The 1473-nt window shown below is 43.2% G+C and carries 1 protein-coding gene; it reads right to left on the reverse strand.

Features of this window, described 5'->3' with window-relative positions; translation table 11 throughout:
- Positions 1–395 precede the first annotated feature (395 nt).
- A complete protein-coding gene (locus ACGH46_RS10995; RefSeq protein WP_411605652.1) occupies positions 396–770 on the reverse strand; it encodes a hypothetical protein in 375 nt (124 codons plus the stop codon).
- Positions 771–1473 lie beyond the last annotated feature (703 nt).

Genomic DNA, 1473 nt, shown 5'->3' on the forward strand with positions numbered 1-1473 from the left:
GAAAGCAGGAGTCTAATCTGAATAGAAATTCTTCAGCAATGTCATTTACTCGCATAATATCGCACCAAGGACACTCACCTACCTTGTGCCTCTCATGTACGTAACAAACGATATCGGATTCGTCTTCATTTAGCAAACCAATTCTGTCATGAATCATTTTCTTTTTCATATTCGAATTCCTCCTGAAATAAATCGTGGTATATCGAACTTCGTCCATATACCATATGAATAAAAGAAACGGGGCATGTAGCCCCTAAAAATAACCGAGTTAGGGGAACCAATTCGGGTTCCCCCAACACCCCCTCCTGACAAGACTTAGCAGATACCAGGAGGCAAATGTGTATCTTGCCTAACGGGACCTGATGACCCGCACATAGGCAAGATGACCAACGCGACTACGTCTTGAAGAATTGTGTAATCACACCAGCAATGTCGGACGAGGTATCAACTGAGCTTCGAGTGATCAGCACAATCTTATCTGTTATGGACAGCTTACGCATTGACTTCAAATCAACGTTAATCGCGAGAGGTTCCACCATACCAGCTGTAACCCCACAAGTATATTGCCATAAAAGATTTCTGATGCCAGGATTGTCTAGATCCTCCGTCGTAGACGGATTTGCAATAGCTGTCCCACCCGGCAGAATTTGGATAGCTAACGAAATCACACCGGCAGCATTGCCTGCAAGAGACAATTGTATGATAGTTCTCACCAAGGTCTCCCTATCTTCGACAGTATGAAGAATCTTGGTGGCAACAGCAATCATCATCGTGTGATTGATCCGAGACCAAACCCGTTCTATTTGTCTTCTAGGTGCCCGAGGCACAAACTTATAAACCAATTTGTATTCACCTCCTGGACATACGTACCAGAATCGTATCTTTCAATCTACATCATCAGTATAAATACTTTGCTGAGATTCGTATTCTTCGTAACCATCGGTTATTTTACCCCCATACACATGTCCACCGTAATGTAAAACACCATTGGTAGACATTCTAACCCTTCGAGGTCTTCTCAGACCGAAACCGTAGAAGACACCCAACCAACGATATGAGGAGCCTTCTTTCATAAGATATTTCATAAGATATCTTGCGAGGCGGCGTGAATCCATACGCCCCTTCGCGCTTGAAACGTTAACATTCGAATTCTCACCCGTCTGATATCTCCAGCTACGCAGAACCCGTGAATGATCCACAAACTCGGTACAAATCGTATGAATATGGAGATATCCACGCCGCCCTACTTCGACAACTCTGAAGACAGGCGACCATTCATCCACATTAGTCGACATTGTATCGTTAAATCGATGCCAACACTTGAGTAATATTTTTCGATTTACCTTAGTAGACTTCATAGAAGTCCCCAAGCTCCACATATACAAATGCTTCACATGAAAGCAGGAGTCTAATCTGAATAGAAATTCTTCAGCAATGTCATTTACTCGCATAATATCGCACCAAGGACACTCA

Source organism: Gilliamella sp. CG22, from assembly GCF_046635725.1.
Classification (GTDB): Bacteria; Pseudomonadota; Gammaproteobacteria; order Enterobacterales; family Orbaceae; genus Gilliamella; species Gilliamella apicola_I.